Annotated in this window: 26 protein-coding genes; 4 read left to right on the top strand and 22 right to left on the bottom strand. The window is 44.2% G+C overall.

Translation table 11 applies throughout. From position 1 onward, the window contains the following. Position 1: 1 nt before the first annotated feature. The 3 genes from ACVS9P_RS01230 to ACVS9P_RS01220 form a co-directional block, all read right to left on the bottom strand. Positions 2-892, bottom strand: coding sequence for a branched-chain amino acid ABC transporter permease (locus tag ACVS9P_RS01230; protein ID WP_452103839.1), 891 nt, complete (start codon positions 890-892; stop codon positions 2-4). Positions 893-985: 93 nt separating this feature from the next. Then, the gene (locus tag ACVS9P_RS01225) at positions 986-2,143 is read right to left on the bottom strand and encodes an ABC transporter substrate-binding protein (protein ID WP_452103838.1); all 1,158 of its coding nucleotides are present in this window, start codon (positions 2,141-2,143) and stop codon (positions 986-988) included. Between the two features lie 617 nt (positions 2,144-2,760). Then, complete coding sequence (locus tag ACVS9P_RS01220; RefSeq protein ID WP_452103837.1) at positions 2,761-3,912, bottom strand: PucR family transcriptional regulator; 1,152 nt, start codon at positions 3,910-3,912, stop codon at positions 2,761-2,763. A 334-nt stretch (positions 3,913-4,246) separates the two neighbouring features. Here ACVS9P_RS01220 and ACVS9P_RS01215 point away from each other — a divergent pair, with 334 nt between their 5' ends. From ACVS9P_RS01215 to ACVS9P_RS01205, 3 genes are all read left to right on the top strand, one after another. Continuing rightward, the gene (locus ACVS9P_RS01215) at positions 4,247-5,218 is read left to right on the top strand and encodes a hydroxyacid dehydrogenase (protein WP_452103836.1); all 972 of its coding nucleotides are present in this window, start codon (positions 4,247-4,249) and stop codon (positions 5,216-5,218) included. Positions 5,219-5,231: 13 nt separating this feature from the next. Then, positions 5,232-6,425, top strand: a complete 1,194-nt coding sequence (locus ACVS9P_RS01210) for a pyridoxal phosphate-dependent aminotransferase (protein ID WP_452103835.1) — start codon at positions 5,232-5,234, stop codon at positions 6,423-6,425. 174 nt (positions 6,426-6,599) lie between these two features. After that, entirely contained in the window at positions 6,600-7,835 is a 1,236-nt protein-coding gene (locus tag ACVS9P_RS01205) for a hypothetical protein (RefSeq protein WP_452103834.1), read from the top strand. A 73-nt stretch (positions 7,836-7,908) separates the two neighbouring features. Here the strand turns inward: ACVS9P_RS01205 and argF are convergent, their stop codons facing one another. The 7 genes from argF to ACVS9P_RS01170 all read right to left on the bottom strand — a co-directional run bounded on the left by argF (position 7,909) and on the right by ACVS9P_RS01170 (position 15,953). Next, positions 7,909-8,811, bottom strand: coding sequence for an ornithine carbamoyltransferase (gene argF / locus ACVS9P_RS01200; RefSeq protein ID WP_452103833.1), 903 nt, complete (start codon positions 8,809-8,811; stop codon positions 7,909-7,911). A 21-nt stretch (positions 8,812-8,832) separates the two neighbouring features. After that, the gene (locus ACVS9P_RS01195; protein WP_452103832.1) at positions 8,833-10,002 is read right to left on the bottom strand and encodes an acetylornithine/succinylornithine family transaminase; all 1,170 of its coding nucleotides are present in this window, start codon (positions 10,000-10,002) and stop codon (positions 8,833-8,835) included. Between the two features lie 17 nt (positions 10,003-10,019). Next, positions 10,020-10,877 carry an acetylglutamate kinase gene (argB, locus tag ACVS9P_RS01190; RefSeq protein ID WP_452103831.1) on the bottom strand — a complete coding sequence of 286 codons (858 nt, stop codon included), beginning with the start codon at positions 10,875-10,877 and terminating at the stop codon, positions 10,020-10,022. A 19-nt stretch (positions 10,878-10,896) separates the two neighbouring features. Next, a complete protein-coding gene (gene argJ, locus ACVS9P_RS01185; RefSeq protein ID WP_452103830.1) occupies positions 10,897-12,111 on the bottom strand; it encodes a bifunctional glutamate N-acetyltransferase/amino-acid acetyltransferase ArgJ in 1,215 nt (404 codons plus the stop codon). Positions 12,112-12,124: 13 nt separating this feature from the next. Further along, entirely contained in the window at positions 12,125-13,165 is a 1,041-nt protein-coding gene (argC, locus tag ACVS9P_RS01180) for an N-acetyl-gamma-glutamyl-phosphate reductase (RefSeq protein ID WP_452103829.1), read from the bottom strand. A gap of 54 nt (positions 13,166-13,219) precedes the next feature. Further along, positions 13,220-14,587, bottom strand: a complete 1,368-nt coding sequence (argH, locus tag ACVS9P_RS01175; protein WP_452103828.1) for an argininosuccinate lyase — start codon at positions 14,585-14,587, stop codon at positions 13,220-13,222. A 118-nt stretch (positions 14,588-14,705) separates the two neighbouring features. Then, entirely contained in the window at positions 14,706-15,953 is a 1,248-nt protein-coding gene (locus ACVS9P_RS01170) for an argininosuccinate synthase (protein WP_452103827.1), read from the bottom strand. Between the two features lie 248 nt (positions 15,954-16,201). Between ACVS9P_RS01170 and ACVS9P_RS01165 the strand changes: the two genes are divergently transcribed. Next, the gene (locus ACVS9P_RS01165; RefSeq protein ID WP_452103826.1) at positions 16,202-16,702 is read left to right on the top strand and encodes a flavin reductase family protein; all 501 of its coding nucleotides are present in this window, start codon (positions 16,202-16,204) and stop codon (positions 16,700-16,702) included. A 131-nt stretch (positions 16,703-16,833) separates the two neighbouring features. On the opposite strand, the gene hflX is transcribed toward ACVS9P_RS01165, so the two are convergent. From hflX to ACVS9P_RS01105, 12 genes are all read right to left on the bottom strand, one after another. Then, positions 16,834-18,096, bottom strand: coding sequence for a GTPase HflX (gene hflX / locus ACVS9P_RS01160; protein ID WP_452103825.1), 1,263 nt, complete (start codon positions 18,094-18,096; stop codon positions 16,834-16,836). Between the two features lie 64 nt (positions 18,097-18,160). After that, positions 18,161-18,616, bottom strand: coding sequence for a hypothetical protein (locus ACVS9P_RS01155; protein WP_452103824.1), 456 nt, complete (start codon positions 18,614-18,616; stop codon positions 18,161-18,163). Between the two features lie 14 nt (positions 18,617-18,630). Further along, positions 18,631-19,197, bottom strand: coding sequence for a hypothetical protein (locus ACVS9P_RS01150; protein WP_452103823.1), 567 nt, complete (start codon positions 19,195-19,197; stop codon positions 18,631-18,633). A gap of 2 nt (positions 19,198-19,199) precedes the next feature. Beyond that, positions 19,200-20,252 carry a baseplate J/gp47 family protein gene (locus tag ACVS9P_RS01145; RefSeq protein ID WP_452104652.1) on the bottom strand — a complete coding sequence of 351 codons (1,053 nt, stop codon included), beginning with the start codon at positions 20,250-20,252 and terminating at the stop codon, positions 19,200-19,202. Next, positions 20,249-20,584 (bottom strand): hypothetical protein, encoded by a 336-nt coding sequence (locus ACVS9P_RS01140; RefSeq protein ID WP_452103822.1) that lies wholly within the window; start codon positions 20,582-20,584, stop codon positions 20,249-20,251. The genes ACVS9P_RS01145 and ACVS9P_RS01140 overlap by 4 nt, the downstream gene beginning before the upstream one ends. A 4-nt stretch (positions 20,585-20,588) precedes the next feature. Further along, positions 20,589-20,924, bottom strand: coding sequence for a hypothetical protein (locus tag ACVS9P_RS01135; protein ID WP_452103821.1), 336 nt, complete (start codon positions 20,922-20,924; stop codon positions 20,589-20,591). Beyond that, entirely contained in the window at positions 20,915-21,799 is an 885-nt protein-coding gene (locus ACVS9P_RS01130; protein WP_452103820.1) for a hypothetical protein, read from the bottom strand. The genes ACVS9P_RS01135 and ACVS9P_RS01130 overlap by 10 nt, the downstream gene beginning before the upstream one ends. After that, positions 21,799-22,311 (bottom strand): hypothetical protein, encoded by a 513-nt coding sequence (locus ACVS9P_RS01125; protein ID WP_452103819.1) that lies wholly within the window; start codon positions 22,309-22,311, stop codon positions 21,799-21,801. The genes ACVS9P_RS01130 and ACVS9P_RS01125 overlap by 1 nt, the downstream gene beginning before the upstream one ends. An 87-nt stretch (positions 22,312-22,398) precedes the next feature. Then, on the bottom strand, positions 22,399-22,698 hold the full coding sequence (locus ACVS9P_RS01120; protein ID WP_452103818.1) for a hypothetical protein: 300 nt from the start codon (positions 22,696-22,698) through the stop codon (positions 22,399-22,401). After that, complete coding sequence (locus ACVS9P_RS01115; protein WP_452103817.1) at positions 22,695-23,030, bottom strand: hypothetical protein; 336 nt, start codon at positions 23,028-23,030, stop codon at positions 22,695-22,697. The genes ACVS9P_RS01120 and ACVS9P_RS01115 overlap by 4 nt, the downstream gene beginning before the upstream one ends. 3 nt (positions 23,031-23,033) lie before the next feature. Then, positions 23,034-24,047, bottom strand: coding sequence for a phage major capsid protein (locus ACVS9P_RS01110; protein ID WP_452103816.1), 1,014 nt, complete (start codon positions 24,045-24,047; stop codon positions 23,034-23,036). 20 nt (positions 24,048-24,067) lie between these two features. Further along, positions 24,068-24,412, bottom strand: coding sequence for a hypothetical protein (locus ACVS9P_RS01105; RefSeq protein WP_452103815.1), 345 nt, complete (start codon positions 24,410-24,412; stop codon positions 24,068-24,070). Positions 24,413-24,440: the final 28 nt, after the last annotated feature.

Below are 24,440 nucleotides of genomic sequence, written 5' to 3'. Positions count from 1 at the left end.
CTCAAACTTTTTCATCAAACTTAAAGCCCAGCAAACCGGTTGGCTTAATCAAAAGAACTGCAATCATAATAATGAAGCCGATTGCATCTTTATAGCCGGTAGAAATAAATCCGGCCGTTAAATTTTCTGCCACTCCGAGGATCAGTCCTCCAATCAGAGAACCGGTAATGGAACCAATTCCTCCAAGGATTGCAACAGCCCAGCCTTTGAGTCCTGCGAGTTCGCCCATCATTGGGTTAATCGCATAAATCGTACCGACAAAGACACCGGCAGCTGCACCCAAGGCCCCACTGATTGCAAAAGTGACTTTAATGAGGACTTCGCTGTTTGCGCCCATCAATCCCAACGTCTGCATATCCTGAGAAGCTGCCAGCATCGCTTTTCCGGTGATGGTACGGCGAATAAAGAGTTCCAGCAAAACCATGATCAGCATCGTTCCCGCAAGAATGGTCAAATGAATCGAGCTGATCGTCAATGTTTTACCGTCCACTGTTAAAATCGGAATGAGCTGATAATCAATTACATCCGGATATGCACGCGGATTCGGCGTAAATACCGCATTGGCGCCATAGCGGAGGAATGTGGAAAGGCCCAGTGCAGTAATAAATCCTGCGACTGCCATTTTCCCTTTTTTACGAAGCGGTTTATATCCAAATTCATCAATCGCCATTGCAATCCCCGAACCAATCAGCATGGATAAGAGCAATGCCGGAACAAACGGTATCCCCATGATGCAGAGAAAATACCCTGCAAAAGCACCTAACATATAAACTTCACCGTGGGTCCAGTTCATAACACCCACAATTCCAAAAACTGTTGTCCAGCCAATGGCAATCAGCGAATAAATACCGCCTTGTGCCAAGCCGTTAATTACTTGCTGTACAAAATCCATATTCTTACACCCCCAAAGCTTTGATAAAGAACAACAACGGCTGGAAAATTTTCTCCAGCCGCTGTCCTTCTTCCAGCTTCCAACCGCTGTGGTTTATTTATCTGCCATAACAAAATTTCCGCCTTTAACGGTCAAAGTCAGATAATCGCGAACCCAGTCATTATTGCTGTCAAATTTAACCGTCCCTGTAACGCCATTATAATTTGTCTCTTTGAGTGCATCTTTTAAAGTATCACGGGACAGCTTATCGCCTGCTTTTTTTGCTGCCTCTGCAATGACATACATCTGATCATAGGCAAGCGCTGCAAATCCATCTGGCACAGAACCATATTTTTCTTGGAATTTCTTGACAAGATCCTGTACTTTCTGATCCGGATTATTTGCAACATAAACGCCAATCACATAAATGCCTTCACAGGAATCTCCTGCAATTTCAACTGTTTTAGAATTATAAAGGCCGGTGCCACCGATGATCGGAACATTTACTCCATTCTGTTTCAGCTGCTTGATAATCAGACCGGAGTCTGCCGGAGTTCCACAAAGAGCAATTGCATCTGGATTCAAGCTTTTTGCCGTCGTAATCTGAGCGGTAAAATCCTGATCGGTAGCAAGATAAGTCAAACTGTTGAGTACCTTTCCGCCTTTTTGTTCCATATAGTTTTTCAAATTTGTATTTAAGCCCGTGCCGTAATCGTTATTTGGATAGAACACTACAATATTTTTTTTGCCCCGATCCAATAAAGCCTGTGCCATCTGTGGGCCAACAGCATTATCCTGCACAGCCATCCGGAAGAAATAGTCGCTGCAGCCTGTTAAAGCAGGCGAACTGGAGCTGATAACCAAATCCGGAAGTCCCGCAGCGTCTATAATTGGAGCCATTGCCAAAGTAGCGGAAGAGTTACAGGAACCGCCAATGGCCAAAATGGATTCATCATCCGCAAACTTCTGAGCACCAGAAGCTGCTTTCTGCGGATCGCCCTGATCATCATAAGTAGTCAATTCCAGTTTCTTTCCATTGACGCCGCCGGCTGCATTGATCTCATTGATCGCAAGTTCGTAGCCGTGCTGCTGACTCTCGCCCATAACGCCGCTGTCTCCTGAAAGAGGAGCAACTAACCCGATCTTAATGGTTCCTCCAGACGCTGCCGCCGTGGAAGCGGAGCCTGAGCTGCTGCCACTCCCGCAGCCGGTAACGCTCGCCGTCACCATCGTTGCTGCAAGAGCAAGTGCAAGAATGCGAATTTTTTTCATAATGTACCCTCCTTTAACTTTGAAGCCAAAAAACAAAAACCAATGGACACTATTTTCGAATTAAAAATGATTTGGGCCTTTGGGTGTTTTGTTCTTTCCGAAAAAAGCAGGATACACATTTTTATGACTTTTCGGATTGAAAAAACGCCATTATGAATCATTTATTGCTATAAAATGCAATTTCTAAATTTAACATTTTCTTTTCAGCCTTCTAAAATAGTTTAAATATTCACTCTCTTTAAAAGTTAAATTTTTGTGCTTTCATTTTACAGAAACAAACTTCAAAGCAGCCCTCCTCTTTTAAAAAATAAACAAAAGGCGCTGACCTTCTGTAAACCAGGAGGTCAACGCCTTTGTTTGGTAACATGATACGGCATAGAATCTGCTTTGTCAATCGATTTTCTTGCTTCTTTTTCATTTTGTTAAGAAGTACCTATATTTTTTAAAATTGAAATCTTTTTTGTACCTCATAAACTTTTCGTCCATAATTTTTGATTTGAATGGACTTTTTGTCCACCACGTTTTCCCTTTTGTTCCCTATATCTGTATAAATTCTCTTTTATAATTCTTTTTTCATAAATTAGATATTTGAATTTTATAATATTGATTCCTGCATTTTAAACTCCGTAATAATCATGCAGCATTAAGCAAAGCGAAAGATAGGTGCGCGTATAATAATCTTCCAGATCCCAATCCCCCAAGTCACAGATCTTTTCAAGGCGCTTCGCCATCGTATGCCGGTGAATAAAAAGTCTGCTTGCAGCTTTAGCTTGACTGCCCTCATGCGCAAGATATACCCGAAGTGTATGGACGTAATGTGTGCTATGGGTCCGATCATAATCCAGCAACTTTTGTAGCTCTGGCCGCTGACTGCGCAAAATTTCTTCCCCGTTTTGATGGAAACTGCTGAAAATAGAAAAGAACGACATGTTTTTACTGCGAAAGACTCCTCGTTTTGCACCAATCTGTTCCAAAGCCTTACAGCATTTTGCGGCAGCAAAGAAACTCTTTTCTAAATCATCGGAATTTTCCAAGTCATATTCCCCTACATAATAGCTGATTTTTTGTTCTTCTGATAAAAAAGTAAGGAGAATTGTCAGCTCAAAAATAACATCCTGAATCGTATTTTTTTCCGCTAAATTTAGATAGAAAACCGTTTTTCCATCCGGAAGCTGCGACCGGATATACCATGCAGCCTGCGAATACAGGTAAGAAGAGATGCGGTTAATTCCCTCCTGCAGCTCTTTTGGCGGGACTTGACGATCCGGAGCAGGGATCGCCACAAAAATATAGCCAGGCAATTCTTTTGGCGGTTGATTCTGTTCCATCTGCTTCTTTAAAAGGGGCAACAGCTTTTTTGTACTTTCATCTTCCTGCGCTGCAGTCTGGCGCTGAATTTCGTCAATCAGGATATGCATGATCGCCGAAAAGGTCAAATGAGGCGGAATCGTTAAGATTGGCAGCCGCAGCCGATTTGCTTCCCGAATAATATAATCCGGCACATCATCTACATAATAGCCAAGCTGAATTAAGATTCCGCTAATTCCTCGGCGTTCCAGCTTTTGGATTAAATCGCTGTATCGCTTTTCATTTGCAAGCTGATATCCCGTTGTCACCAGCAATTCATCTTTTTGCAGAGAATCAGGGGTATCCAAAATCTCCATTACATTTACCCACAAAACCGAATTTTCTGCTCCAGAGGCTCCTGCTACCAATTTAATTCCATTTAGGATCTGACGATCGACGATTTCTCTTATGTGCAGGGACAAAACTCATACACCTCCTTAAAGCTTGTTAAAAAAAACGGCGACGCTTCTCTTTGAACACAAAGAAAAACATCGTCGTTTCCCTTATTATAATAATGCCAAAATACTTCTGTCAATGATTTTTTATAAATAAAAATTTTATAATGAATTATTTAAAAAAAATTGTTCATATAAGCTTTTACTTTTCAGATGGACTTATCGTCCATAACTTTCATATTTTCTGGACGAATCGTCGCTTGCAGAAAAATCGAGGACTTGTTAAAATGTTCTCAAATGCAGGATTACACATTCGAAGTTTCATGCTAGTACACACTGTGCTTTTAAGGAGATGGCATACATGAGTTATAAGGTGCTAATTACAGAAGATATCAACGAAGCCGGAAAAGAGCTTCTCCGAGAACAGGGATATGAAATCCGAATGGGAACGGGGATCGATGAAGAAACCGTTTTAAAAGAGGCGTCGGATTGCGATGCAATTCTGACTCGTAACGCAACAATCAGCCGCAAGATCATGGAACACTGCCCAAAACTAAAAGCAGTTTCCATGCACGGAGTCGGTGTCAATGGAATTGACGTGAAAAGCGCTACCGAACTCGGGATTCAGGTTACAAACGCTGCCAAGGCAAATCAAAATTCTGTAGCAGAATATACAATTGGTCTGATTTTGCTTCTGGCTAAACGTACCTTTGAATATAACGAAGGACTCAAAGCAGGAAACTGGGGAATTCGTTCCATCTGCGGAATGGACCTAGAGGGCAAAACACTTGGAATCATCGGTGTTGGAACCATCGGTACCATGGTTGCCAAAAAAGCATTTTACGGACTTGGCATGAACGTTATCGGCCACAAACGCCGTTTAACCAAGCCAATGAAAACAGAGTATGGAATTCTCACAAATGATCTGGACGAAGTGATCCGTTCCGCTGATTTTCTTTCCCTTCATGTACCGCTCACCTCTTCTACCAGAAATCTTCTCAGCGCGGAAAAGCTTGCTTTGATGAAACCAACCGCTTATTTGATCAACACGGCCCGCGGAGAAGTGACCGATGAAAAAGCATTGACTAAAATATTGAAAGAAAAAAAGATTGCCGGTGCTGCCATTGATGTTTTTGATGGTGGGATTCCAAATATGAACAATCCCATTCTCCATCTAGATAATGTAATTGTCTCTCCGCATACCGCAGCCTTTACCGGACGTTCTTTGGAACGAATGAGCTATCAGGCTGCTTTGGGAATTGTGGAAACACTTAAAGGGCAAGTTCCTACTTTTCCTGTAAACAATCCAAACCCGATTGACAAAGCCAGCTAAAGGAGGACTTCTTATGAAAAAAAGAGATATTTTTGCGGGTGCCGAACGTATGGATTCCACTTCTTCCTCTTTAATTCGCGTCATGCTCGATAAGGTCCGTGCCATGAAAGACGCCGGTAAAACAGTGATTCCTCTGGTAGCAGGGGAACCGGATTTCAATACACCGGAACCAATTAAAAAAGCAACGATTGCCGCTTTGGAAGCTAACTTTACACATTATGGTTCCAACCGCGGCATGCCGGAACTGCGCGAAAAGATTTCGAAAATTCTGGAACGGGATATGGGAGTTCATTACGACCCTGCAACCGAAATTCTTGTGACATGCGGCGGCGCAGAAGCAATTAACAACGCTTTGCTCTCGACAATCAGTCCGGGAGATGAAGTCATCATCTTTTCCCCCGCTTTTGTAAGCTATGAGAATCTGGTTCATCTAGCGGGCGGCACTGTCGTTTCGCTTCCTTTAAAAGAGGAAAATGGCTTTCAGATTGATCTTGCTGAGACCGAGGCCCATATCACCGACCGTACCAGAATGATTATTCTTAATAACCCCTGCAATCCAACCGGCGTTGCCTATCACCGTGAAATTTTGGAAGGCCTCGCAAAACTTGCCTGTAAATATGATCTTCTCGTCTTTTCGGACGAAATTTATGACCGCCTCACTTATGATGAACCTTTCTGCTCGATGGCTTCTTTTCCCGGGATGCGGGAACGGGCGCTTATCATGTGCGGTTTTTCAAAAACCTATGCCATGACCGGCTGGCGACTCGGATATTTAGCAGTTGACAAACGGCATATGGATTATATTTTAAAATTTCATCAGTATTCTACCACCTGCTGTCCCACCTTTTTGCAGATTGGTCTTGCAAATTCTGTGGATCTTCCTGAAACAGAAGCAGCCGTAAAAGAAATGCAAAAAAAGTTTAGGGAACGCAGAAAACTAATCATGGAACAGCTCGATAAAATTCAACAGATTCATTATGTTCACCCCTCCGGCGCCTTTTATGTTTTTATTGATGTCTCCGATACCGGACTATCCGGACAGGAATTTTCCGAACGGCTGCTGGAAGAAAAGCTCGTTGGTACTGTCCCCGGCATCGGCCTTGGAAAAGAATGCGGAAATTTTGTCCGCCTTTCTTACGCGACTTCTAATGAAAACATTTTGGAAGCAACCAATCGGATGGCCGATTTCGTAAAATCACTTGCATAAAAGATTTATCTCCTTATAAGCAAAAAGACCGACTCGTTTTTCTGAGCCGGTCTTTTTGTTTTTTTTATAGCAACAATTATCATCATAAAATAAGTTTGTCCAATTTTTTGCATTCCAGGTTAAATAATGGTATAATTAAAATATATTAAACCACACAGAATAGGAGCGAATTTTATGATAGATGGAAAGAAGCACATTGCAATCGGATTTGCAACCGGACGAATTGGCTTTAAAAATGTACTGCATTCTTATATCTATCATTTAAAAGAATCCCATTCTCCATCCGATCACCAGTTTCTTTTATCTCTATTTGTCGCATATGATCCCAGCTATAATAATACCAAAAAAGAAGATTATGATGATCTCAGTACAGAAGAGAGAGAATCCTTTTATTTATGCCGCTTTATCGGGCCGGACGACATTGAAAAAGAAAAGCAGCAGCTTGTAAAAGAATCCATTCTAACAAAAGAAGAAGCAGCCGGTGTATTTGGAACCGGTTATGCGATGCAGCGAAATATTATTTTATATGAAGCTCTGCGTGAAAACGTTGATGGAATTATCTTTCTTGATGACGATGAATATCCCATGGCGGTGACAGAATCAAACGGAATTTCTCTTTGGAGCGGTCAAAATGTTTTGGAAGAGCATATCCGTTACCTGCAATTTTCCGATATCACAAATGGATATCACTGCGGCTATCTAACGCCTGTTCCTTCTATTGATTTCGATGGGATTCTCTCAAAAGAAATCTTTCACCGCTTTACAGACGCTCTGAGCAGTGATGTACTAAAATGGGACGAGGTCGAGAGTTTGATTGCATCCGGCGGAGTTACATATGCAGACAAAACCATTTTGAGAGAACATCAGGCAAAATTTGCTTTGGAAACAAATGGTGCAAAATTTATAAGCGGAGGAAATCTCGGAATCAATCTGACAAAACGGACAAAAGTTTTGCCATTTTATAATCCACCGGAAGCGCGGGGCGAAGACAGTATTCTCAGTACTTGTCTGGATGAATATAACGTAAAGTGGATTCCCGTCTATACATTTCATGATGGGTTTTCCTTCTATGAATCTCTTCTGCGCGGTGTTCTTCCTCTAAAATTAAAACAGATTTCCCTTTATGATTCTGCGGCTGTTAACAATCGTTTTTATAAAGCCTGCCTCGGCTGGGCTCGTTATAAACCTCTTTATACCTATCTGACTCAACCGGATTCCTTTACAGAAATAATGGATCAGTCCCTCCAAAATCTTCAGGAATGTCTGCCATCTATCTGTTCTTATTTTAATGACCGACGGTACTTGAATCTATTCTATGAAATGGAAAAATACGTCAAGAACGTACCGAATCATAATCAGCAATTTCATGACCTGCAAAAGGCATGGAAAAAGATGATAAAAGCCTTATAATTATAAAAAAGTGCCTCAGAAACCGAAAAACGATTTCTGAGGCACTTTTTATTTACATCGAAGCAAAGAGATCTCAGCCGAGCAGTTTTACCATGACTGCTTTTTGAGCATGTAGACGGTTTTCAGCTTCTTCAAAAATTTCTGTGGAATGTTTTTCAAATACATCCGCGGTAATTTCTTCTCCGCGATGTGCCGGAAGGCAATGCAGTACCATTGCATCCTTTTTGGCCTTTGCCATCACTTCTGCGTTTATCTGGAATCCTTCAAACGCTTTGCGGCGTTTTGCAGCTTCCTCTTCCTGTCCCATCGAAGCCCAAACGTCTGTGATCACAACATCTGCTCCGACAGCCGCTTCTTTCGGATCGGTCGTCATGCTGAACGCCGGATAAGCCTGCGCAAAATCCAGCACTTCTGCTGCCGGACGGTACCCCTGAGGACAAGCAACCGATACTTCCATTTTCATCTTAAGGCCGCCGACGATCAGGGAATTCATCATGTTATTTCCGTCGCCGATAAAGCACATTTTAAGGCCGTCCAGACTGCCATGTTTTTCACGGATCGTCATCAGATCCGCAAGCACCTGACACGGATGGGAAAGGTCCGTCAGACCATTGATGATCGGAATCGTACCGAAATTAGCCAGCGCTTCTACTTCGCTCTGTTTAAAGGTACGGATCATAATTCCGTCCAGATAACGGGAAAGGACCCTTGCGGTATCCTGCACCGGTTCCCCGCGGCCGATCTGCATATCTTTTGAAGAAAGAAAGATCGGCAGTCCGCCCAGCTGATACATACCAACCTCAAAGGAAACACGCGTACGGGTACTGGCCTTTTCAAAGATCATTCCCAATGTTTTTCCTGCCAGACGCGGATGCGCAATGTCATGCTTTTTCTCATACTTGAGCTGATCGGCAAGATCCAGAATCTCTGTGATCTCCTGAGAAGAAAGATCCAGCATTTTTAAAAGATGTTTCATCGATAAGCCTCCTCAAAAATTTTAAGCCAGTACCTTTTCCAAAATAGAAAGGCCCGTTTTTAATTCCTCAATGGTAATAGTAAGCGGCGGCAAAAAGCGCAGAACATCTTTTGCCGTCAGCACCAACAATCCGTTCTCCACACACTGATCTGCAATTTGAGCAGCGGTTTTTCCGGTCGGCTTCGCACCGATCATTAATCCCATGCCACGCACGTTTTCAATGTTTTTCATTTCACTAAGTGATTTCTGCAAAAAGGCACCTTTTTTAGAAACCTCTTGTAAAAATCCCGGTGTATTGAGTCTCTCCAAAACCACATTTGCGCCTGCACAAACCACCGGATTCCCGCCGAAGGTAGTACCGTGATCGCCAACACCGAGAACCTCTGCGCATTTTTCGCCGACCAGACATGCCCCGATCGGCAGGCCACCGCCTAATCCCTTGGCACTGGTCAGTACATCCGGCTTTACTCCAAACTGCTCCGTCGCATAAAAAGTTCCGGAACGCCCCACACCGGTCTGCACTTCATCCGCCACCAAAATGATATCTTTTTCATCACAAAGTTTCCGCAGCGCCTTTACAAACTCCGCAGTCAAGGGCAAAATGCCGCCCTCTCCCTGAATCGGTTCATAAAAAATCGCACAGGTCTTATCGCTGAGCTTCTCCATGACGCTCTGGAGGTTTGGTTCCGCAGTAATAAATCCTGTCGGCAGCGGCTTAAACAGTTCATGAAAATGTTCCTGACCGGTAGCAGCTAGAGTTGCCAGAGTCCTGCCATGAAAAGAATTCTGAAGAGTCATCACTTCGCAGCGGTCAAAGTCATACCGATCGGAACTATATTTTCTTGCAACCTTAACGGCACACTCGTTTGCTTCTGCACCGCTGTTTCCAAAAAACACTTTCGAAAATCCTGCTGTTTTACAAAGATTTTCTGCTAGTGACGTAACCTGCGGGTTATAAAACAGATTACAGGTATGCTGAATTTCTCCCGCCTGTTTTGAAACCGCCGCGACCCATTTTGGATCGGCATATCCCAGACTGTTTACACCAATTCCGGCAGTAAAATCAATATACTTTTTCCCATCTGCATCCCATGCGGTCGCATTTTTTCCTTTTACCAGCGCTGCGGAAAAGCGGTGGTAAGTGTGCATTATATACTGATCTGCCTGCGCTTTGATCTTTTCAAATTCCATAAAGTGCCTCCTCTATATTAACAGAACATCGTGCCAATACCGGCATCGGTAAAGAGTTCCACCAAAATGGAATGCGCAACCCGCCCGTCGATAATATGCGCACGTTTAACACCCTGCCGAACCGCCTCTACACAACAATCAATTTTGGGGATCATCCCGCCGGAGATAACCCCATCTTTCTGCAGTTTTGGTACAGAAGAAAGATTGACAATCGGGATCAAGGTTTCCTCATTGTCTTTATCTCGTAAAAGCCCGCGGATATCCGTCATCAGGATCAGCTTTTCAGCATGAAGACTTGCAGCGATATGTGCCGCGGCAATATCTGCATTGATATTATATACTTGGCCCTCTCGGCTGCCGGCTACCGTGGAAATGATCGGAATATATCCTTTTTCGATTGCATCATTGATCACTTCATTTTTGACTTCTGTAATTTCTCCGACAAACCCAAGATCATCTTCAGAGACTTTCTTTTCCGCACGCATCAAGTCGCCATCCAGACCGCAAAGTCCGATTGCCTTGCCCTCATGTCGCTGCAAAAGCTGTACCAAGTCTTTATTGACTTTTCCTGCCAAGACCATTTGAACAATGTCGATTGTCTCCTGGTCGGTTACGCGCATTCCTTTAATAAATTCGCTTTTCTTTCCGATCTTTTTGAGCATCGCATTGATTTCCGGGCCGCCGCCATGAACCAAAACCACATGGATTCCGACAAGCTGCATCAGAACCAAATCACTCATCACAGCGTCTTTCAGATGATCATCGATCATTGCATTTCCGCCGTACTTGACAACGATTGTTTTTCCCGCCAGCTTTTGGATATAAGGCAATGCCTCCACCAAAACCTGTGCCCGCTCTGCATCTAAAATATTCAAGGGGGGTTCCTCCTTTTCATCAGGTCCGATAATCACCATTAATTTTCACATAATCGTAAGTGAGGTCACATCCATAGGCAGTTGCCTCAAAATCGCCGTCATGGAGCGTTACATCGATTCCGATTTCATCTTCCAAAAGAATTTTTTTAGCGGTTTCTTCATCAAAATCGATTCCGGCACCATCTTTGCAAACTTTAATTGCACCCATTTTAGAACGGAACGCAACATCGACGGCATGGATATCTACCGGCACTCCGGAATATCCAATCGCACAAAGCACCCGTCCCCAGTTGGCATCTGCTCCGAACATCGCAGCTTTTACCAGGGAAGAACAGATAATCGTCTTTGCAACGATTCTAGCATTTTCATCGGAAGAAGCTCCCGTTACCCGGCAAGCAAGAAGCTTTGTTGCGCCTTCTCCGTCTTTTGCCATCATCTTACAAAGCGCGGTACAGAGCATTTTCATTGCCTTTAAAAAGGTTTGATAATCTTCTCCGTCCGTTGTGATTGGCTCATTTTTCGCAAGGCCGTTCGCCATAATGCAGCAGGTATCATTCGTACTGGTATCTCCATCCACGCTGATCATATTAAAGCTGTTCTTTACTGACTCCTGCAAAGCACTTTCCAGCGCCTCGGTCGAAATTGCGGCATCCGTCGTCAAAAAGCAAAGCATGGTACACATATTTGGGTGAATCATTCCGCTGCCCTTTGCAGCGCCGCCTAAGCGCACCACATGCCCCCCGAGCATAAACTCTACCGCAAGATTTTTGGGAACCGTATCGGTCGTCATCAGTGCTTTCGCGGCATCATCGCCGCCTTCTTTGCTGAGCTTTTTTGCCAGAACAGGTGCTTCCTTTAAAATCGGCTCAATCGGCAGTGGCTGCCCGATAACTCCGGTACTCGCAACCAAAATATCCTGTGCTTTGATTTTTAATGCGTGTGCAGCAGCTTCTGCCATTTTTTCGGCCTTTTCCACTCCATCTGAATTGCAGGTGTTGGCGTTGCCGGAATTAGCAATCACAGCCTGAGCAACTCCATCCGTCAGATGCTTTTTACAAACCTCGATCGATGCGCCTTTTACCAGGTTACTGGTATAAACGCCGGCAGCATTACAGGAAACTTCACTTTTGAGCATCATCAGATCCGGCTTCTTTTTATTAGGACGAATCCCGCAGTGCATTCCACCTGCCATAAAACCTTTTGGCGCTGTAATTCCTCCGTCTATAAACTTCATAGATCCGTCCTCCTTAAAATGCCGGCGGCCATGCGGTAAGACCTTCTGTTTCGTCTAATCCGAATGCCAGATTCATATTTTGAATTGCCTGACCCGCCGCGCCTTTTACCATATTATCAAGCGCGCTGACCGCGATAAATGTATTGGTACGCGGATCAATATGAAGTGAAATATCGCAAAAATTAGAATACCTTACATTATGAATATCCGCTTCTTTTCCCTTCGGCAAAAGGCGAATAAAATATTCATTCTGATAGGCTTTCTCATAAACCTCTTGAAGTTGTGAAAGCGTTGTGCCATTTTTTAGCTTTGCGTAGCAAGTTGCAAGGATTCCGCGGTTGACGGGCAGAAGGTGCGGCACAAAAAGCACCTTCATTGAGTTTCCGGTAATTTTAGAAAGACTCTGCTCAATTTCGGGCGTATGGCGGTGCGCAGCGACCTTATAGGCATGCATGCCCTCGTTGAGTTCCGGGTAATGCGTATCTTGGGTACTGTTCCGCCCCGCTCCGGTCACGCCGGATTTGCAGTCGGCAATGATTCCGTCCTGCTCAATCAATCCTGCCTTTAATGCCGGAACAAGTGCCAGAGGCACAGCCGTAGTATAACAACCGGGGTTTGCAATCAGGCGCTTTCCCTTAATTTCCTCGCGGAAAAGCTCCGGCAGACCATAAACAGCCTCTTTGTGGAGCTCTGGATACTGAAACGTATTCTTATACCAAAGCTCGTAATCCTCCGCTTTTTCCAATCGAAAATCTGCGCCGAGATCAATAAAAACTTTATTCTGATCCCAGCACTCTTTTCCCAGTACCTGTGAAAGTCCATGTGGCAAAGCAGCAAAAATCACATCACTTTTTTCCACAACCTGTTCCTGGTTGCCGCAGACCAGATCACACAAGCCATAATAGGAAGGGTATACTTCGCTCAGTGCTTTTCCCTCAAAGCTTACACTGCTGATAGCTGTAAGAGATGCCTGCGGGTGATTTGCAAGAAGACGGCACAATTCTGCGCCTGCATATCCGGTGGCGCCGACGACGCCGACTTTGATAGATTTCATCGATTGGTTCCCCCTTTTTTATACGCGCTCTAGAAAAAAGAGCTGTTTTTTTATTTATACCATTGCTAAGATACGTTTTGCTTCTTTTTCGACATTTTGCGGAGCAGGTCCGCCTAAAACGGTTCTGCCGTTTACACATTTTTCGAGGCTGATGGCATCATAGATTCCTTCATCGAAAAGTTCAGAATGTGCCTGATAATTTTTTAAAGGCAGTGCTTCCAGTGTTGTTCCCTTTTCCACACACTCGCCGACCAATTCTCCGACAACCCGGTAAGCATCTCGGAAAGGCATTCCCTTTTCTACCAGATAATCGGCAGCGTCAGTGGCATTGATAAATCCACCGGCGGCAGCTTTGCGCATATTCTGCGGCAAAACGCGCATGGTCTTAATCATCGGAATAAAAGTAGTAAGACACATATGCAGGGTATCACAGGCATCAAAAACCGGCTCTTTATCTTCCTGCATATCCTTATTATAAGCGAGCGGAAGACCTTTCATAGTAGCCAAAAGCCCCGTCAGATCTCCGATCACTCTTCCGGCTTTCCCGCGAATCAATTCAGCAATATCCGGATTTTTCTTCTGCGGCATAATGCTGCTGCCGGTGGAAAATGCGTCATCCAGCTCAATAAACTTAAATTCCCAACTGCACCAGAGGATGATCTCTTCTGAGAAACGGGAAAGATGAACCATACAGATTGAAATATTCGAAAGCAGTTCCAAACAAAAATCCCGATCGGAAACGCCGTCTAGACTATTATGTGTCGGTGCATCAAATTTCAACAGCGAAGCCGTCAAATTTCTGTCCAGCGGATACGTTGTTCCTGCGAGAGCCCCGGAACCTAATGGACAAACATTCATGCGTCGTCTGGTATCCTTAATCCTATCAATATCCCTCAAAAACATTTCGGCATAGGCAAGAAGATGATGCCCAAAAACGATCGGCTGTGCCCTCTGAAGATGCGTATAGCCCGGCATAACAATCGCTTTATATTTGAGTGCAAGCTCTCCAAGGGTCTTGACCAGCTCCTTGAGTTCTTCTTTCAAAGAATCACACTGATTTCTCAGATAAAGCCGAATATCCAGCGCAACCTGATCGTTTCGGCTTCTCGCGGTATGGAGCCGTTTTCCGGCATCCCCCAAGCGGTTCGTCAATTCCCCCTCCACAAAAGTATGGATGTCTTCGCAAGTGGGGTCGATCGAAAGCGTGCCGCTCTTTACTTCTTCTGCAATCTTCTTTAGTTCTGCACAGATTGCTTCGGCTTCTTCTTTTTTAAGAATCCCGATTTTTCCAAGCATCGTTGCATGAGCGATACTGCCCTCGATATCTTCCTGTACCATACGGCTATCGAACGAAATAGAGGAATTAAAATCATTTGTCCTTTCGTCCAGGCCCTTATGAAATTTATTTTCCCAAAGCTTCATAGAACTCCTCCGGTTGTTTGTTTTCCTTTAAAATAAGCAGAAGGGCGAACCTTCGTCCGCCCTTCCAAGTCTTAAAGACCGGACGGAACTTTACGTTCCGATCCTCTTCCGGGATTCCTCATTTTTTAGAGGAAATCACCTGATGATTTAAATTTTTAAGTGCCTGCACCTTAATCGGCAATCCAAACAGATCAATAAATCCTTTGGCTTCTGCCTGATCATATACCTCATCTTCACTGAAGGTTGCGATCTCTTCATCATAAAGGCTATAGGGGCTCTTAACACCGGCGTCAATCACATTTCCCTTATAGAGCTTCAGCTTCACATCGCCCGTTACATGCTCCTGCGTGCTGTCTACAAATGCGCTGATTGCTTCCCGCAAAGGAGTAAACCATTTGCCGTCATAGACCAATTCCGCCATTTTATCGCCGATGCCCTGCTTATAATGATAAGTATCTTTATCGAGGCAGATTTCTTCCAATTTGTTATGCGCATGATAAAGAATCGTTCCGCCGGGAGTTTCATAAACGCCGCGACTCTTCATGCCAACCAGCCGATTCTCTACGATATCGGCGATGCCGATTCCGTTTTTACCGCCCAATTCATTGAGCTTGCTGAGCAAATCGACCGCACAGAGCTTTTGACCATCCAGCATCGTAGGAACGCCTTTTTCAAAATGAATCGTCACATAAGTGGCTTTGTCCGGCGCCATTTCCGGTGAAATCCCCAGTTCCAAGAATCCGGGTTTATTATACTGCGGCTCATTTGCAGGGTCTTCCAGGTCAAGCCCTTCATGAGAAAGATGCCATAGATTTTTATCTTTGGAATAATTGGTTTCCCGTGTAATTTTCAGCGGAATATTATGAGCTTCTGCATAAGTAATTTCTTCATCACGGGATTTTAAGCTCCACTCACGCCATGGAGCAATGATCGGCATATTAGGAGCAAAGGCTTTGATGGAAAGCTCAAAACGAACCTGATCGTTGCCCTTGCCGGTACAGCCGTGGCAGATCGCGTCGGCGCCCTCGGCCTCTGCGATTTCCACCAAACGCTTTGCAATCAGCGGACGAGCAAAACTGGTTCCCAAAAGATATTTATTTTCATATACGGCATCTGCCTTCAGTGTCGGCCAAATATAATCCTCGACAAACTGCTTTTTAAGGTCGGCAATATAAAGTTTAGAAGCACCTGTCTTCTTTGCTTTTTCCTCCAGACCATTCAGTTCGCCCATTCCCTGTCCAACATCTGCTGCAACTGCAACGACCTCGCAGTTGTTATAATTTTCTTTCAGCCAGGGAATAATAATAGAGGTATCTAAGCCTCCTGAATAAGCTAGAACCACTTTTTTAATATTTTTCTTATCCATGATAATGCCTCCGTTGTTTTTCTTTGTGGCTCTTATTATACACTTATTATTCATAAAATCAAGGATTTATTGCATAAATATTCATATTCCACAGTTTCCACAGTTTTGTATAAAAATAACCTGACAAAGGCTGTGCAATCTCTCTAAAAACGTAATTTTATCGGAATAACGAGTTTTCAAAGTTTATACAATATGGTATAATAAATCAAATAAAATGTATGTTTACAGATGATTGGAGGTTATCTGCTATGAAAGAAATTTCTTTGGACAAATTTGAATTTTCGCCTTTTAACAAAATTGCAAAGGACTGGATGCTGGTTTCTGCCGGCACTCCGGAATCCTGCAGCACTTTAACAGCCTCCTGGGGCGGTGTTGGTGTACTTTGGGGAAAGAATGTGGTGTTTTCCTTTATTCGGCCGCAGCGTCACACATTAAAGTTCATTGATCAGAATGATTATTTTTCTATCACCTTTTTAAAAGATGGCTACCGTGACGCACTCAATTACTGCGGAAGTCACTCCGGCGGAGAAAATCAGAAGATTACGGAAGCAGGTCTGCATCTGGCAGAATTTAAAGAGGCACCGATTTTTAAAGAAGCTTCGCTCACCTTTATTTGTAAAAAACTTTATCGTCAGCCTCTGGAGCCAAAATATTTGCTTGATCAGACGCTTGATGAGCGCTGGTACCCAAACAAAGATTACCACAATATGTTTGTAGGCGAGATTGTACGCGTTTTTTCTAACGACTAAAAATTTTTACATTTCAATTTTAAACAGGCTTTAAAAAGACTAAACAATCAAAGAAATGCCCCAATCGTAGAAATAAAACTACGATTGGGGCATTTGCCATGTCAAGTAGAATTTAGAGTTGCTTTTTATGATTATGGTTTTTCCTGAGGATCTTTGACCTCATATTCTTTTAAAAGATTATAAAGTTCCTCTCCTACCATAGCAGAAATACAAAGGCCATTTTCCACATAACTTTCTGAAAGCAAAGTTGCTTCTTTTCGAATTTTTGCCGCCAAACCAGCCTTTTCAAAAGGCAAAAGCAAAGAAACTTTTCTGACATTTACCGGCAGATTCTGTTCAATCGCTTTCAAAAGGGAATCCAGCCCTGCACCGGTCTTGGCACTGATTCGCACCGCATTTCCAATCATTGGGATCTCGGAAAGCTCCGGTACCTTATCACATTGATTGAGAACCGATATCACTGGACGATTTCGGCAGCCAAGCTGCGTTAAAATTTCTTGGGTCACTTTCAAATGGGTCTGTGCTTCCGGGCTGGAAGCATCACAAACATTTAAAATAATATCTGCCTGAACTGCTTGTTCCAGTGTAGAATGAAATGCCTGCACCAGATGATGGGGCAGTCTCCGGATAAAACCAACCGTATCGATCAGCATGACCGTAACTCCATTGGGAAGCTTTAAGGCACGGGCGGTCGGGTCTAGTGTTGCAAAAAGCATGTCTTCCGCAAGTACGCCGGCATTAGTCAGAGCATTCATCAAAGTACTCTTTCCGGCATTTGTATAGCCCACCAGCGCAACTGTGATTACGCCCTCTTTTTTACGACGGCGATCAATCTGTGCTCGGTGTTTTTCTACATCTTGCAGCTGTGCCTTGAGATTTTCAATCCGTGCACGAATATGGCGTCTGTCTGTTTCCAGCTTCGTTTCGCCGGGTCCACGAGTTCCGATTCCGCCGCCCAACCGAGAAAGCTCTTTTCCTCTGCCGGAAAGGCGCGGCAAAAGATACCGAAGCTGTGCCAGTTCCACCTGTAGTTTTCCTTCGCTGGATCTTGCACGGCTTGCGAAAATATCGAGGATCAGCATCGTTCGGTCAATTACCCGAACCTTTGTCACTTCTTCCGCATTACGAATTTGAGTTGGGGAAAGATCCCGGTCAAATACGACCAGACCAATTTCATGAGCCGCACAAAAATCAGCAATCTGCTGTAGCATTCCGGAACCAACACAGCTTGCCGGATCCGGTGCAGGGCGCTTCTGCGTGATCGTGCCGAAAGGTTCCGCGCCTACGCTGTATACTAATTCATACAGTTCCGCAAGAGAAGATTCCACATCATATTCCCCGGTATCAACTTCCACCAGAATTACTTTTACCTTTTTTTCTTCATTTTCCAGCATAAGAACCCTCCGACTGCGCAATTTTGTATTTCCTATTCTACTGCAATTATTTTAGTATTGCAAATCATCGAAAAGCTATGTATTCATATTCTGTATTTGTTTCATTAAAAGAATTGTGAACCTTCGTAGTGCTTGTATCAGAATCCTGCATTACGATAAGACTGGTCCCATCGAGGAACAATCCTGCCATTGCTCTTTCCGATGGAACTGCAAACGCACAATAGGCTCCCAATTCTCCGCCGGTACGCACCCCAACCGCAGATAGATTCTGACAATAGACAAGGACCAGCCTTGCCGCAAACGGCAAAGAGATTACCTGCTGTGCCTTACCGTCTCCTACATAAGAATTTATTGTCATCGGCACTGGATCATCTGCATTTCTATGACGGCTGTTATCATTAAAATGTGCTGTCAAAAGGCTGTCAAGAAGCTGATTATCTTGTACAAAATCCAAACGAACAGGTTTATCGTCTGCTTTCCAGTCATGCAGTCCAAGAGAAGTTTTATTTTGATTTGACAAATTATTTTCCCCCTTTAAATTTCAATCACATCATCTGTCCCATCCATTTGGTTCCATGAAAGCCCTTTGCTTTCCAAATCAGACCATGTAAGATTTCGATTATCTAAAGTTTCCCAAGTTTCTTTTCGATGATCGACCAAACCAATCAGATGGACTGGAAAAAATCGCCTTAAAATTCGGACGGAACGAGCAAGATTCTGCGGCTCTCCCAAAAGGACAAACCGAACCGTATCTTCTTTCGGATACTCCTCTACATTGCAGGAAAGCCCTGCTGCCTGTGTAATTTTTTCCATATCACACTTTGTAAAATGGTCATCATCAAGCGAAAAGAGGACTTTCGCAGCACTTTGCTGTTCCATAAGTGTTCCATCTGCTGTTTTAAGTTCTTTTGAAAAGAGTTCCAGCCCCCAGCTCTCTGCGGTCGCTGCAAAATTTTCCCGATAAAGCTCCAGAAGGGTTTGCTCACATCGATCCAGTACGGCAGCGTATGCTTCTAGTTCATGATCAACGGTAGTGGTACCATCTAAACGATAAAGAGGGATTACTTTCATTTGTTCTTTCATTCGTTCTAATGCGCCCATTTTTAGCTCTTCTCCTTTACCGTAATCGTTCCGGCAATCAGAAGCTTATTTTGAGTCGGAACTGACGTCCCATAAAAATAGACTGTCATATCCGTGACTGCTCCGGTCCCATAAATGGCAGCATAAACAGCGCTATAAGTAAGCGACTGTCCAATCTTTAAAGAATCAAATAAGCCAAGAATTGTGGACTTACATTGAGCGATCGCCGCCTGCTTATCGACTCCTTCTGCAAATACGAGCTGTGCTTCTACATCGAGAGAAACAACAGAAATTGGATGAGTCAGAACCGTCACATTGAGTTCACGCGATTTTTGAAGATCCTGTTCCACCTCCGAAAGAAGTGCATCCGATGGGACTCCGCCTGTTGCAGCAAGATATAATCCAACGGTTCCCACTCCGTTTTCCCTAGGCACTACATAAACGTCTCTGACTCCTTCATGGCTCATTGCTTTGTTTTGATAAAACGCCGCATTACTGCCGGTACTGATCTGGCTAAAACTATCCTCAATTCTCTGCCGCAGCATCCCATCGGATTCGGTATCTGTCCCGCCGAAAAAATCATACAAATTCGTAACCGTTTCAATTCCTGACACAGCCGTAACAAAACGGGTAATTGTTCCCGCTTTTGCGTTTCCTGAAATCCCCTCTTTTTGAGCTTTTGCTTTGATTGAAACCGAAAGTTGGTTAACTCCAAGAATTCCTGGTTCTATCGTTTCAAATGTAGTGCCATCCAGCGTCTGACAAATCGTTCCTTTCGGAATTGCGACATCAAACCAAAGCGCTTTTGCCCTTTTAAACTGCAAAATTCCGAAAGCTGCCGTTCCTTCTATTCTGGTTAAGCCGCGCCCCAGTGCATGTTTGTCGAGTTCTTCCCCTTCTGCAGTTGTAAAGTTCATTTGTTTCTTCATCCAATCAAGTTCTGCAAAAAGGTTGTATAACTCCCCAGCCAGCACGCGGAATCGGATTCCCAAATCAGAAGCATCATCCGGAAAAGTCCCTGATTTTTCAAAATAAAGATTTTTCATTTCTTCCACTAAGTCTTCATAAGTAATCACCAAGAATATTTCACCTCGATTTCTCTGCGTTCGTTAAAAATTTCCACCATAAAAGAGATTCTGTCCTCATAAATTTCTGCCGAAATCACTTTCGCCTCCGGCATGGGGAGCAGCGCTTCAGCCGCCATAGAAAGCGCAATATTTTCGCTTTCCGGAGCTGAACGATCCAGCTCAAACAAGCGGCTTCCAAACTCCGGCGCATACCAAAAAGCACCTTTTTTCACATTTAATCGGAATGCCGCCCGCTGAAACAGTGCGTTTATTCCCTCCAGCATCTGAAACTGACCGGCCGCATTTTGCAGAATATCTCCATCTTTTAAAGCTGCCTCCACACAGTCACTCCTTTTTTGCGGCGAATACCTGTCCGTTAAGGACAATTTCGCCGTTATTTTTCAAATAAATTTCCGCTCCCCCCTGTGAAAAGAGGAGCAGTTCTCCCGGTTCCAGATCTCTTTCGGTCTGAACTGCCCCAATCGAAGTCTTTCCTAAATTGGTATCGACCAAAATTGTCTGCGCACTCACCGGTGCCTTCCAAAGGATTCCCCATGGTCCAACTTGTGCAACATTTCGATATTCGGAATCGGTCTGAAGACTTTCGTCTCCTATTACATCTGCCACTTTTCCTGCGGGCGATGCTTTCGCAAGATCGCGCATTTTTTCTGTTAACCACATTTTAGCTTCTCCTTTCGCAGGGTAAGTCTCGTTGATTCTCCTTGTTCGTTTAAGCAGTAGCGAACTGCAGAAACGACCCAATCAGATTCTCCATGAAGCCAAACGGGCTGCAGTGGATGCGCAGCAACCGCTCCGGCACAAAGCACCTGCACCGTTTCCTCTTTTTTGAGTGCTTTCTGTAAAGCGGCCTGTGGATCGGCAGAAAATCGCCTGCGCAAAATTCCCATTGATTTTGTCTCGGCATCTTCCCCCATTAATTTCCAGTTGTTTTGCTCCTTGCCGTAAACTGCAGAAACGCGCTGATAAATAGCTTGTCTCCGTATTTCCTCCAGGATTTTCCGCCCATTATCTCCTAAAATAAGAGTTGGATATTTGGATTTTTTCATGGAAAGAGTCCATCCATCTGCAGAAAGTGTTTTGCCAAGAAATTTCTTGCAGAATTCGTTAAGTGCCTGCCATTCACTTTTGCCCTTTTCCACCGAATAAGAAGTCTTCATAAATTCATTTTCTTCTTCAGAAAGATAAAATCCATAAGGCTCTGCACAGGCGGAAAATAAAATTTGCAAACTGGGATTAGGATAGGCTGCCGGCATTGCTTCACTATCAAGCAAAACCCCAACGGGACTTCTTGCCTGCAAAAAAAGCTTGGCGCTATTTCCGAGAAATGTGCGTATTTCATCCAGCATTCCTATAAAAACCGTTACCCCACTGTCGTCTGTCACCTGAATCTTTCCGCCAAAAAGTTTTTCATTCCCCATTGGAAAGGTTCCCTTAAAAGAAGCTGCCGGGGAATCTTCCTCCCAGTCTATCTGTATCGAAACGGGCTGAGGCAGCCGCAAGTGCTGCCCCTTCCCGGAAATATAATCATAAATCATCAGAAAAGGATCAACTTCTTTCCTACCGGAAGCTGATCGGGTCTACAAATCCACGGATTCTTTTCCAAAAGAAGATCAACCGTCGTATGATTGCGAGTTGCCTCCACCCAGAGGGAGCCTTCTTTTCCAATGATCGTTTCTCTCGGCTTTACAGCCGACTTGCTCTGCAGGATTTCAAGAAAATGAAACGAATAAGCAACCCGGTCCGGTCGCGGAGTTCCCTCCAATTTGAGTTCCTCAAAAATTGCTTCAATCGGAACGGACAAGCCCGGCGCTGATAAAATTCCTTTAGGATCCTGTAAGAGTTCGGCTAAATGATTAAAAATCACTCTGGCATTTTCTCCTAAAAAAATCCCTTTGCCTAAAATTTCTCGGCCTTTTCCTCCCATTTCCTGCAAAACTTCTCCGTCATACGGCTGTTCCAAAGCATGTACTCGCCGAGAGGCCTTAATTTCCACTTGATCCGGTAAACGCGGCCAATAAAAGTCACGAAAACTCATCGTTTCCCTCATTCTGTATCCCCCTCAACAGAATGCTCTCCGCGTAAAACCTCCATCTCAAGCTCTTTGCTGATTTTTTCCGTGAGGCTTTCTATTTGTTCAAGCGTCATTTTCCGATCTCTCCCAACCGTCTTTTTGTTCTACGATACACCAGGTATAAAGGCGTTTTCCTGAAACGAATACGCCATCTACGCGAAGGATCGTATAAAAATATTTTTCATCTCTAACTTCATCGCCAATCATTGGTAAAAAATCCGCAGACGCAATCAGGCGGTAACATCTGCCTTCCTGCACTTTTTTGTCGAGCGTCCGAAAAAGTCCGCGATAAGAATTCTCATTCCAAAAAAACTCATTTCCATATCGCTGTAAAAGACTTTTTACCAATTCCGAGCGGCTCATAATATCCTCCCAAAATAAAAATGGTCTTGAAGAAAAGGAGATGCTGCGCGTTTGGCTTGCTCCCATAGAGCTTTTTCCGTTGCGCCGCAACCGGATTGCATCCGGACTTCTCCTGCGGAGAAGCTGCCGCCGCCATTTAAAAGCGATGCCTGCCAGTTTGCTAAAGCGGCAGCAGCGGCGCAGAGCAGCGTCTCTCCCCCTGAAATGTCTTTTCGCCGCGCTTCTTCAATCTGAGCAATCGCGTCTCTCACCAAGGTAAAATAAGGTTGCGTTTCCTCCTCATTCAATCCCCGATAAAAAGCGAATCGCTCCATCACTGCTATTTCATCCATAGGTTAAGCCTGATAAGTCAGCGTTTTAACGGCGCCGCCGAAAATTTTTGTAAAGCCTGCAATCATGCTGATGGAAGCACGTTCCAACTGACGGTCAATCAGCTTATCATAATCGGTGACAATATCACCGGCCTGAACCATTTCCAGTGCGCAAGTGCTGTCAAGACCAACCACTGTTTTAGCGGGCACATCCGGCACATGCAAAAGATTTGCACCAACTGGTGTTCCCAATTTTCCGGTTCCCTGAAAATTCAGTCCCGCTTTCGCGTCTTTCAATTCAGAAATATTCAAAAGGTCCTGAACAGTTTCGGTTCCCGCCAACATGGTGTTCATCTGATAAGGAGAAAGCGAAGCCCAAAGAGAAACGAGATCTTTATAAGCAACTCCGCTGGTACCGAAAGCCGTAATGGAAGTAACATTATCTTTTCCATCGTCTCCATGAAGCAAAACATCTACCGCATCACCAAGCTGTGCACGGGCAATATAGGCGCCGATTTGGCGTAGCGTAACCGTAAAAAGGTCCAACCGCTGGAATCGTAAAGCCTCATAGCTTGCCACCAACATGCGGCCACGTTTCTGAAGCTTCACCAGATGATCCTGCACATGGACAACGGTTTCCGGAATTTTTGCGCCTTCCGCTACCGGCTTAAGCGACTTTTCCTCGTTCGTCGGCGTGCTGGTAATGGTACGATAGTCAAGTCCCTCCACCTGTGTGGTTGTTGCCACAATTGAAGGAAGTAGGTTTTCCTGTTCTATCCCCTGACGAACAGCCCGGCAGACATATTCCGGGAAAAGAGCGGCACTATCGCCGGACTGGAAAAATTTTTCCACCCGATCGCTGGTTCGTCCGCTCACTCGAATATCAAAACGTTTTAGCTGTCTCTGATAAGCGTCCAAATTTTCGAGGGACGTCCCTTTATAGTTTTCGGAATGGTCCAAAGATTCCAGAACATTCGTAAAAGATTTTCCGGTCCCATACATTCCTTTTTCCAATCGCAAGTTTTCATAAAAAGCCATAATAAAATCTCCTCTCTTAATTAAAGCATGATTCCGATTGTTTTAGCGCTGGGGTCTACACTGATAACTAAATAGCTTCGCCCACCTGTAGAAACGACCGAAACGCTTTGTGCTCCAGAAGCTGCTAAGGTCTGATAGCCAACCTTTGGCGCTGTCCCCGTATAAGGGATCTCCCGATATCCGTTGAGCTGAACTGCTGTAAATCCGTTTCTTACCGAATTTGCAATGCCGCAAAAGACATCTCCGCTCACACAGGGAGAAACCGTTCCGTTGTCGCTCATTTTTACCAGGTTGCCATAAGCTGTCGTATCACCACATGCAAAGGTCGCCATATTTTCTCCAAAACCATTCATAGAAATTTTCATTTTTTTCTCTCTCCTTTTTGGTGCAAAA

Source organism: Caproicibacterium sp. NSD3 (assembly GCF_053613275.1).
Note: the sequence above shows the minus strand (reverse complement) of the source record. Positions and strands in the feature narration are given on the sequence as shown.

Excerpts from the sequence above, each read along its gene's own strand:
- argJ (WP_452103830.1), bottom strand. The coding sequence starts at position 12,111 with ATGAAGTTTATAGACGGAGGAATTACAGCGCCAAAAGGTTTTATGGCA.
- ACVS9P_RS01125 (WP_452103819.1), bottom strand. The coding sequence starts at position 22,311 with ATGAGGGAAACGATGAGTTTTCGTGACTTTTATTGGCCGCGTTTACCG.
- ACVS9P_RS01210 (WP_452103835.1), top strand. The coding sequence starts at position 5,232 with ATGAAAAAAAGAGATATTTTTGCGGGTGCCGAACGTATGGATTCCACT.
- ACVS9P_RS01120 (WP_452103818.1), bottom strand. The coding sequence starts at position 22,698 with ATGAGCCGCTCGGAATTGGTAAAAAGTCTTTTACAGCGATATGGAAAT.
- argC (WP_452103829.1), bottom strand. The coding sequence starts at position 13,165 with ATGAAATCTATCAAAGTCGGCGTCGTCGGCGCCACCGGATATGCAGGC.
- ACVS9P_RS01205 (WP_452103834.1), top strand. The coding sequence starts at position 6,600 with ATGATAGATGGAAAGAAGCACATTGCAATCGGATTTGCAACCGGACGA.
- ACVS9P_RS01115 (WP_452103817.1), bottom strand. The coding sequence starts at position 23,030 with ATGGATGAAATAGCAGTGATGGAGCGATTCGCTTTTTATCGGGGATTG.
- ACVS9P_RS01225 (WP_452103838.1), bottom strand. The coding sequence starts at position 2,143 with ATGAAAAAAATTCGCATTCTTGCACTTGCTCTTGCAGCAACGATGGTG.
- ACVS9P_RS01130 (WP_452103820.1), bottom strand. The coding sequence starts at position 21,799 with ATGATTTATGATTATATTTCCGGGAAGGGGCAGCACTTGCGGCTGCCT.
- argH (WP_452103828.1), bottom strand. The coding sequence starts at position 14,587 with ATGAAGCTTTGGGAAAATAAATTTCATAAGGGCCTGGACGAAAGGACA.
- ACVS9P_RS01110 (WP_452103816.1), bottom strand. The coding sequence starts at position 24,047 with ATGGCTTTTTATGAAAACTTGCGATTGGAAAAAGGAATGTATGGGACC.
- ACVS9P_RS01135 (WP_452103821.1), bottom strand. The coding sequence starts at position 20,924 with ATGTGGTTAACAGAAAAAATGCGCGATCTTGCGAAAGCATCGCCCGCA.
- ACVS9P_RS01170 (WP_452103827.1), bottom strand. The coding sequence starts at position 15,953 with ATGGATAAGAAAAATATTAAAAAAGTGGTTCTAGCTTATTCAGGAGGC.
- hflX (WP_452103825.1), bottom strand. The coding sequence starts at position 18,096 with ATGCTGGAAAATGAAGAAAAAAAGGTAAAAGTAATTCTGGTGGAAGTT.
- ACVS9P_RS01195 (WP_452103832.1), bottom strand. The coding sequence starts at position 10,002 with ATGGAATTTGAAAAGATCAAAGCGCAGGCAGATCAGTATATAATGCAC.
- argF (WP_452103833.1), bottom strand. The coding sequence starts at position 8,811 with ATGAAACATCTTTTAAAAATGCTGGATCTTTCTTCTCAGGAGATCACA.
- ACVS9P_RS01105 (WP_452103815.1), bottom strand. The coding sequence starts at position 24,412 with ATGAAAATTTCTATGAATGGTTTTGGAGAAAATATGGCGACCTTTGCA.
- ACVS9P_RS01230 (WP_452103839.1), bottom strand. The coding sequence starts at position 892 with ATGGATTTTGTACAGCAAGTAATTAACGGCTTGGCACAAGGCGGTATT.
- ACVS9P_RS01150 (WP_452103823.1), bottom strand. The coding sequence starts at position 19,197 with ATGGGCGCATTAGAACGAATGAAAGAACAAATGAAAGTAATCCCTCTT.
- ACVS9P_RS01165 (WP_452103826.1), top strand. The coding sequence starts at position 16,202 with ATGAAAGAAATTTCTTTGGACAAATTTGAATTTTCGCCTTTTAACAAA.
- ACVS9P_RS01215 (WP_452103836.1), top strand. The coding sequence starts at position 4,247 with ATGAGTTATAAGGTGCTAATTACAGAAGATATCAACGAAGCCGGAAAA.